This window comes from Siccirubricoccus soli (assembly GCF_024178315.1).
Classification (GTDB): domain Bacteria; phylum Pseudomonadota; class Alphaproteobacteria; order Acetobacterales; family Acetobacteraceae; genus Siccirubricoccus; species Siccirubricoccus soli.
Genome location: NZ_JAMZIK010000252.1, coordinates 1 through 8,395 on the forward strand (window position 1 = coordinate 1; position 8,395 = coordinate 8,395).

Below are 8,395 nucleotides of genomic sequence, written 5' to 3' on the forward strand. Positions count from 1 at the left end.
GGCAGCGGCCTCGGCCGCGTCCGCTTCCGCCGCCGCGGCTGCGGCCGCCGCCGCTTCTGCCGCCAGCGTGATGGCCGGGTCGGGCGCCGGCGGCGCGTCGAAATCCGGCAGGCGGATGCCGGGCCGGGAGGGCGCCAGGGCCGGGGACGGCACCGGGCCGGAGCGCGGCGGCAGGAAGGGCTCGAAGCCGGGGGCGGCGCTCATTGCACCATCTCCTCCTCACGCCCATCCTGCAGCGCGATCTGGCCCTGGGCGGCCAGATCCTTGGCGGTGGCGACGATGATCGCCTGCGCCTCGTCCACATCCCGCAGCCGGACGGGGCCGAGGGCGGCGATGTCGTCCTTCAGCAGCTTCGCCGCGCGCTCGGTCAGGTTCCGGAAGAACAGGTCGCGCAGCTCCTCCGAGGCGCCCTTGAGGGCGAGGGCCAGCTTGTCCTTCTCGACACCGCGCAGCAGCACCTGCAGCCCGGCGCCATCCACCCGCCGCAGATCCTCGAAGGTGAACATGAGGGTACGGATGCGCTCGGCGGCGTCGCGGTTGCGCTCCTCCAGCGCGCCGAGGATGCGGCTTTCCGACTGGCGGTCGAGGTTGTTGAAGATCTCCGCCATCAGCTCATGCGCGTCGCGGCGCTGGCTGCGGGCGAGGTTGGACATGAACTCGGCCTTGAGGGTGCGCTCCACGCCCTCCAGCGCCTCCTTCTGCACCGTCTCCATGCGCAGCATGCGCATGACGACCTCCATCGCGAAGCCCTCCGGCAGCAGGGAGAGGACGCGGGCGGCATGGTCGGGCCGCACCTTGGTCAGCACCACGGCGACGGTCTGGGGGTATTCGTTCTTCAGGTAGTTGGCGAGCACGCCTTCGTTCACATTGCCCAGCTTGTCCCACATGGTGCGGCCGGCGGGGCCGCGGATCTCCTCCATGATCTGGGCGACGCGGTCGGGCGGCAGGCTCTTCAGCAGCAGCCGCTCCGTGCTCTCGAAGGAGCCGGTGAGCGCCCCGGTGCGGCCGAGCTGTTCCCCGAATTCCTGGCAGAGCTGCTCGATCTGCTCGGCGGTGATGGTGCCGAGCATCGCCATGGCCTGCGAGAGGTCACGGATCTCGTCCTGATGCATCTTGGAGAAGAGGCGGGCGGCGTAGTCCTCCCCGATCGCCAGCATGATGGCCGCGGCCTTCTGCGGCCCGGTCAGGGGGCGGATCATGCTCAGGCTCACGAGGCATCCTCCGGGTTCAGCCAGCGGCGCAGGACGGAGACCGCCTCATCGGGATGGGAGTCGATCAGCTCGGTCAGCGCCTTGATGGCGGAGGCGCGCATCTGCCCGTGCACGTTCTGCACCTGGATCATGGCCTCCGGGTCGCCATTGGCCAGGGCGGCCGGGTTGGCGGCGAGGACGGCCGGCAGGCCCTCCGCCGTCAGCGCCGCCCCGCCCTCGGCCAGCGGCGCGCCCTCCGCCCCGGCCGCGGCCAGGGCCGGTTGCGGCACCAGTGCGGCGGTGATGCGCCCGACCATGGGCTTGCCGATCAGCAGGATGGCGGCCAGCGCCACCAGGGAGAACAGCAGGCTTTCCAGCAGTCGCGTCCCCAGCACCGGGGCGATCGGCAGGCCGAGGAAGCCCTCCGGCGCCACCGCCCCGCCCACCGCCTCCTCGGCGAAGCGCATGGAGACCACCTCCACCCGGTCGCCCCGCCGCTCGTCGAAGCCGACCGCGCTGCGGACCAGGGTGGCGAGGCGCGCCAGCTCCTCCGGCGTCCGCTCCCGCCAGCGCGGCGGGCCGCCTTCCTGCGGTTCCGTCACCCCGTCCACCAGCACGGCGACGGAGAGCCGCCGGATGACCGGCCCCTCCCGCAGCGTGGTGCGGTTGGTGCGGCCGATCTCGAAATTCGTGGTCTCCTCGGTGCGGCTTTCGGAGGTGCCGGTGCCCTGCTGCGGCTCGGCGCCGGGGATGTTGCCGGCGACGGAGGTCGGTTGCGGCTCGCTGTTGCGGCTCTGCTCGGAGGCGCTCTGCTGGCTGCGCGGCACCTGGTTCTCCGGGTCGAAGCGCTCCTCGCGCGTCTCGATGCGATCGAAATCCAGTTCGACCGTGGTCTCCGCCCGCACCCTGCCGGGGCCGAGGCTGCGCTCCAGCAGCTCCTCAACCGCGCGGCCGAGGCGCAGCTCCTGCGCCCGGCGCAGCTCCTCCTGCGAGAGGGCCTGGCTGGGGCCGGTCAGGGCCTGGCCGCCGCGCGCCAGCAACTCCCCCCGGCTGTCCACGATGGAGACGTTTTGCGGCCGGAGGCCGGGTACGGCGGTGGCGACCAGGTGCAGCACCGCCTGCACCCCCTCCCGGTCCAGCCGCTGGCTGCCCTGCATGGCGAGCACGACGGAGGCCTGCGCCTCCCCCCGCTCGCGCGAGAAGGCCTCCCGCCGTGGCAGCACCAGATGCACCCGGGCGGCGCGCACCCCGGCCAGGCCGCGGATGGTGCGGGCCAGCTCGCCCTCCATGGCGCGCAGCCGGTTCATGTCCTGCTGGAAGGGGCTGGTGGTCAGGCTCTCATTGCGGTCGAAGATCTCCCAGCCGACGCCGCCGCCGGCCGGCAGGCCTTCCCGCGCCAGCATCAGGCGCAGCCGGGGGATCTGGTCCGCCGGCGCCAGCACCTGGGTGCCGCCGCCGACGATGCGGTAGGGCACGCGCTGGCGGTCCAGCGCCGCCACCACCGCGGCCGCGTCCCGGGTTTCCAGCTCGCCGAACAGAGGCGCCATGGGCGGGTCCCCGGCGCGGAAGGCCAGCACCGCGAGCAGCACCAGCAGCCCGACGCCCACCGCCGCCAGCGCCGCCAGGCGCTTCGGCCCAAGCGCCTGCAACCCCGCCAGGACTCCGGCCATCATGCCACCTCCTGTGGCCGCGCGCGTCCTGGCATAGGGTGCCCGTCCCGCCTTCCCCGTCGCTGTCGCCGGTCCAGCACCGGCCCGGCAGAAAGTGCCGCATGCCGGTTTCGTCCGGGTTAATCCGGCCGGGCAGGGGCCGAAGCCCGTGCCGCATGCTTCCGCCGCATGTGCCGGTTGCGGCGGGCGGGGCCCCGGACGATTTACACCCTTCTGTCACCTTGTTATGTCCCCGCCCGCAGGCCGAAGGCCGGTCCCGGGCGGCGCCGGCCGCTCGCTGGGGCCGCAGCCTTCGCCAGGCCGTCTTCCCTCGCCGGGACGGGCGGGCCCTGGAACGAGTGTGAAACCCCAATGCCCCGGGGCCGGAACGCGGACCCTGGGCATCACTGCTAGGCTGCCGGCCCGGATGAGGCTCCCCGAATGAAGATCGTCGCCTGCAACAGCAACCGCCCGCTCGCCGAAGCCGTGGCGGCGGCGCTCGGCCTGCCGCTCACCAGCGCCTCCATCCGCCGCTTCGCCGATATGGAGGTCTTCGTCGAGATCAACGAGAACGTCCGCGGCGAGGATGTCTTCATCGTCCAGTCCACCAGCTACCCGGCGAACGACAACCTGATGGAGCTGCTGATCACCCTGGACGCGCTGCGCCGGGCCAGCGCCCGGCGGGTGACTGCGGTGATCCCCTATTTCGGCTATGCCCGGCAGGACCGGAAATCCGGCTCCCGCACCCCGATCTCGGCCAAGCTGGTGGCCAACCTCATCACCGCCGCCGGCGCCCACCGGGTGCTGACCATGGATCTGCACGCGGCGCAGATCCAGGGTTTCTTCGACATCCCGGTGGACAACCTCTTCGCCGCCCCGCTGTTCAGCCGGGACATCACCGAACGCTACAAGGGCCGCGACCTGATGGTCGTTTCCCCCGATGTCGGCGGCGTGGTGCGGGCCCGGGCGCTGGCGTCCCGCATCCACACCGACCTCGCCATCATCGACAAGCGCCGCCCCCGCGCCGGCGTCTCCGAGGTGATGAACGTGATCGGCGAGGTGGAGGGGCGGCACTGCATCCTGGTCGATGACATCGTCGATTCCGGCGGCACCCTCTGCAACGCCGCCCAGGCGCTGATCGCGAACGGCGCCACCGGCGTCTCCGTCTACGTGACCCACGGCGTCTTCTCGGGCGGCGCTGTCGCTCGCGTCGGCGCTTCCCCCATCGAGCAGATGGTGGTCACCGACAGCATCCTGGCGACCGAGGCGGTCCGGGTCTCCTCCAACATCCGCCAGCTCACCATCGCCCCGCTGCTGGCCGAGGCGATGCGGCGCATTTCGGAAGAGAGCTCGGTCTCCTCCCTCTTCAATTAGCCGGTTGCGCGAAACCCTCGCCTCGGGGAGGCTTGCCGCCACCCGAGACGAAGGGGAGAGCGATCCAATGAAGCTGTATTACGCGCCCGGCGCCTGTTCGGTCGGCATCCATGTGCTGCTCGAGGAGATCGGCAAGCCCTATGAGGCGGAGGCGGTGAACCTCCGCGATGGGGCGCAGTTCAAGCCGGAATTCACCAGCATCAATCCGAAATCCAAGGTGCCGACGCTGGTGAAGGACGACGGCGCCGTCATCACCGAATTCCCCGCCATCGCCACCTGGCTGGCCGCCAGCTTCCCAGAGGCGAAGCTGCTGCCGCAGGGCGCGGACAAGCTGGCCAAGGCGCTGGAATACGTGGATTACGCGGTGGCGACGCTGCATATGCAGGGCTTCTCCCGCATCTTCCGCCCCGCCAACTACGCCCCCACCGAATCCGACCATGAGGCGGTGAAGGCGAAGGGCGAGGAGATCTTCTCCAAGGGCCTCACGGTCTTCGACAAGGCGCTGGAGGGGAAGGAGTACCTGCTCGGCGAGTTCTCCTTCGCCGATTCGGCGCTGTTCTACGTCTCCTTCTGGTGGAAGGGCCGGCTGGGCAAGGAGCTGCCGCCGAATGTGGCGGCGCATTACCAGCGCATGCTGGCCCGCCCCGCCGTGCAGCGCACCCTGAAGGCGGAGGGGCTGGCCTAGATCCCCAAGGCGTTGCTGACGCAACACCTTGAGGGCCCCGGGGGCGCTCCGGGAGGGGCGCCTTGCACAGCCTGCCGCGGCGAAGCCGCAGCAGGACACCGGGAAGGAGAGGGGGCGGCGCATGACCCCGGGGCCCGGCTCCGGGCGGCCGGTCAGTGCGCCCTGCTCATGCATTGAGGAAGGCGAATTCATGGTGGCGCTCAATCCGGTCGGCTTCTGGTTCCTGCGGCATGGCGAAACCGACTGGAACGCCCAGGGCCTTTCCCAGGGCACCACCGACATCCCGCTGAACAGCGTCGGGCTGGCCCAGGCGGAGCGGGCGGCGAAGACGCTGCTCGGCCTCGGCCCCATCGCCACCATCGTCAGCTCGCCGCTGGTGCGCGCCCGGGTCACAGCGGAGATCGCCGCGAAGGCGCTCGGCCTGCCGGTCGCCATCGACCCCGGGCTGCGGGAGGTGGAGTTCGGCGAGCAGGAAGGCCAGCCGATGGGCGACTGGTACGATGACTGGATCGCCGGCAGCTACACCCCCGCAGGTGCCGAGACCTTCGCAGCCCTGCATGACCGCGCGGTCGCCGCCATCAACCGCGCCACGGCGAAGCCCGGTCCGGTGCTGGTGGTGGCGCATGGCGCGCTGATGCGCGCGCTGCGACTGGCCTTCGGGCATGAGCCCAATGTCCGCACCCCCAACGCCCTGCCGATCTGGTGCGCCCCGCCCAAGGATGGCGGAAGGGTGTGGGAGGTGACGCCGGCGGCACTGGCGGCGGAGGCGTAGGGCAACCCGAATGCCCCTGCAGTTCCGGCCCGACCGATGGCGCCTGCCGGCCAGGTCCGCATCATGGTGTTCAGGATCGGGCTGGCGGGGGCGTGCGGGATGCTGCTCAGGGTGTGCAGGGCAGCCTGGCTGACCATAAAGCTGCTGGCGGGGCGCCTGCTGGCCTGGCAGCTTGTCGGCTGCGTCATGGACAGGTTCGTCCCGATCTACTCCGCCAGCGCGGAGACGCCCGAAGGCCGCGGGCCTGTCACCTTGGATCTTTAGCCAATGCCAGGGTTCTTTGCGGGGTACCACATGACGCTGCGGTTTTCCGGTCCTGGCGGCTCGGCCTCGGTCCAGCCGGTCGAGGATACCGGAGGCCACACCCGCATGAGCCTCTGCACCACGCCGGCCGGCGACATCGTCGTGCTTGGAACAGCAGGACGGGATTACTACTTCGGTGCTGGAACCGGCACTGCTCGCCCTCTTGAAGGTCGCGTGGATGCGCCCCTGACCTATATCGGAGCATTTGACTTCGTCAGGACTGACGGAACGAGGCGCGAGCTACGATTGATTACGCCCGGCGAGCAGCCGGAGTGCATCCCCACGATGGCGGATTGGGCGGAGCCCGGCCCCAACCGCACCGAAGCCTACCGGGTTTCCTGCCCCCGGCTCAGGCCGGCCCCGCCTGAGCCGCTGCCGCCGGGCTGACCACGAAGCGCCGGTACACCCAGCCCAGCGCGATCAGCGCCAGCCCCAGCCCAAGGAAGCTCAGCACCCGCCAGAGGCCGGTCAGCTCCGCCATGTCCACCAGGAAGGCCTTGCCGATGGTCAGGCCGATGACCGCCAGCGCCGCCAGCCGCAGCGGCTTCGCCCCGGTCCGGATCCCCAGCGCCAGCAGCGCCGCGCCGAAGGCCAGCCAGGCGCCGCTATAGGCCCAGAGCTCGGCGGCCGAGACCTCCTCGAGATCCAGCGCCATCTCCACCGGATGGAAGCGGTGGCGCACCGTCAGCGTCACCCAGATGAAGGCGCCGAGCAGCGCCTGCCCCGCCATCACCTGCGCCAGCCAGGGCGGCGTCGCCCGCCGCGCCGCGAAGCCCGCCAGCACCGCCGGCACCAGGAAGGCCAGCGCCAGCTCGTTGAAGACCGGCCAGGGCCAGAGCGTCTCGCCCGGGACGAAGGCCGGGTTGGCCGCCAGCAGCAGCAGGGAGAAACCGGAAAGGCCGAGGAAGAGCAGCCGCCACCCCCAGCCCAGCACCGCCCGGCCGCCGAGCCGCGCCTCCAGCCCCTGCGCTAGGCTGGCCAGCACGGCCAGCGCCGTCGCCTGCAGCGCCATCTCCCGGAAGCCGAGCGGCGCCTCCGGCACCAGCACGCCGTTACCCATGGCGTGGCGGATCTCCAGCAGCACCAGGGCGGTCAGCAGCGCCAGGGCGCCGCCCTCCAGCACCGCCACCACCGCATCCTCCCGCCGCCGGTCAAAGATCCAGGCAGCCAGGGCGAAGCCGGCGGCCGGTGCGCCATAGGCCGGCAGCAGCCCGTTCAGCAACGGCGTGCTGCCCAGCGCGTATTCGGCGACATTCCAGTTCAGCAGCAGCCGCGCCAGCACCACCAGCGCGACGGCCAGCGCCACAGGACGCAGGGCGGGCAGCCCGGCCCGGCCCTCGATCCAGGCGAGCGGTGGCAGCAGCAGGGCGATGGCCAGGGTCAGCCACTGGTCGCTGAGCAGCATCGCGGCGCCGAGCGCCAGCGCCGCCACCGCCCCGGCGGCATGCGCCCCCGCCCGTGTCGTCGCGCCCTGCCGGGCCGCGCGGGCCGCCCAGCCGGTCAGCGCCGCGGCCAGGACCAGCGCCACCAGCGCCCAGCGCGCATCCAGCGCGAAGCCCCGCACCCGCGCATAGGCGGCGAGCAGCGCCAGCACCGGCACTGCCGCCGGCAGCGCCGCCCAGGCCAGCGGCCGCGCGCTCCGCCCCTCCCGCCAGGCGCCGGCCAGGGCGTGCAGCAGCGCCAGGGCCAGGGCGGCGAAGAGGAAGGGCCGCAGCGCCTCCGGCAGCCAGGGATGGATGGGGAGCATGGCCTGGACCACTCCGGCGACCGTCACCGCCTCCTCCGGCGCCAGCCAGCCCGGCACCGGCCAGAGCAGCAGCGCCAGCAGCCCGGCCAGGGCGGAGAGCCAGGGCAGGGCGGCCAGCCGGGCCTCCCTCCAGGCCCGGGCGATCGCCACCGGGCCTAAGGCCAACACGCCGACGGCCGGCCAGTGGCTCTCCGCCCCCGGCACCAGCAGCAGCGTCACCGCCGCCAGCAGGGCGAAGGGCAGGAAGGCCAGTCGCTGCCCAATCCCCGATTCCAGCGCCGCCCCCGGCAGCAGGAAGAGATGCAGCGCCGCCGCCGCGGGCGCGAAGAGGGCAGGGGCCCAGAGCGCTTCCCCGCCGCCTGCCACCATGCCGCCGGCCAGCACCCAGAGCGCCGCCGCGGCGCTGGCCGCCCAGCCCAGCCATGCCGCCCCCACTTGCCGCAGCACCACCAGCGCGGCGGCGGTGACCGCCAGGAGATAGGCGTAGAGGCCCGGGAGGAAGGGATCCTCGGTTTGCACCGAGGCCGGCGTCAGATAGGCGCCGGCGATGCCGATGGCGGCGACCAGTGGCCCGAAGAGCAGGGCGAGGGCGATGCCCGCCAGTGCCGCTGCCGCCAGCAGGGCGAAGCCGATCAGCGGCGGGACGAGGCCATAGAGCGGTCCCGTGGCATAGGC

The 8,395-nt window shown here is 72.2% G+C and carries 8 protein-coding genes; 4 read left to right on the forward strand and 4 right to left on the reverse strand.

What is annotated here, in order from left to right:
• From NJ376_RS27730 to fliF, 3 genes are all read right to left on the reverse strand, one after another.
• The coding region (locus tag NJ376_RS27730) for a hypothetical protein (RefSeq protein WP_252956594.1) at window positions 1–204 on the reverse strand (204 nt) is incomplete at its 3' end.
• Window positions 201–1,199, reverse strand: coding sequence for a flagellar motor switch protein FliG (fliG, locus tag NJ376_RS27735; protein ID WP_252956595.1), 999 nt, complete (start codon window positions 1,197–1,199; stop codon window positions 201–203). The genes NJ376_RS27730 and fliG, both read right to left, overlap by 4 nt.
• An 8-nt stretch (window positions 1,200–1,207) precedes the next feature.
• Window positions 1,208–2,863 (reverse strand): flagellar basal-body MS-ring/collar protein FliF, encoded by a 1,656-nt coding sequence (fliF, locus tag NJ376_RS27740; RefSeq protein ID WP_252956596.1) that lies wholly within the window; start codon window positions 2,861–2,863, stop codon window positions 1,208–1,210.
• Between the two features lie 417 nt (window positions 2,864–3,280).
• Here fliF and NJ376_RS27745 point away from each other — a divergent pair, with 417 nt between their 5' ends.
• The 4 genes from NJ376_RS27745 (at window position 3,281) to NJ376_RS27760 (ending at window position 5,934) form a co-directional block, all read left to right on the forward strand.
• The gene (locus NJ376_RS27745; RefSeq protein ID WP_252956597.1) at window positions 3,281–4,213 is read left to right on the forward strand and encodes a ribose-phosphate pyrophosphokinase; all 933 of its coding nucleotides are present in this window, start codon (window positions 3,281–3,283) and stop codon (window positions 4,211–4,213) included.
• A 67-nt stretch (window positions 4,214–4,280) separates the two neighbouring features.
• The gene (locus NJ376_RS27750; protein WP_252956598.1) at window positions 4,281–4,898 is read left to right on the forward strand and encodes a glutathione S-transferase family protein; all 618 of its coding nucleotides are present in this window, start codon (window positions 4,281–4,283) and stop codon (window positions 4,896–4,898) included.
• 190 nt (window positions 4,899–5,088) lie between these two features.
• The gene (locus NJ376_RS27755) at window positions 5,089–5,670 is read left to right on the forward strand and encodes a histidine phosphatase family protein (protein ID WP_252956599.1); all 582 of its coding nucleotides are present in this window, start codon (window positions 5,089–5,091) and stop codon (window positions 5,668–5,670) included.
• Between the two features lie 36 nt (window positions 5,671–5,706).
• A complete protein-coding gene (locus tag NJ376_RS27760) occupies window positions 5,707–5,934 on the forward strand; it encodes a hypothetical protein (RefSeq protein WP_252956600.1) in 228 nt (75 codons plus the stop codon).
• A gap of 388 nt (window positions 5,935–6,322) precedes the next feature.
• Here NJ376_RS27760 and NJ376_RS27765 read toward each other — a convergent pair.
• The coding region (locus NJ376_RS27765) for a DUF2339 domain-containing protein (RefSeq protein ID WP_252956601.1) at window positions 6,323–8,395 on the reverse strand (2,073 nt) is incomplete at its 5' end.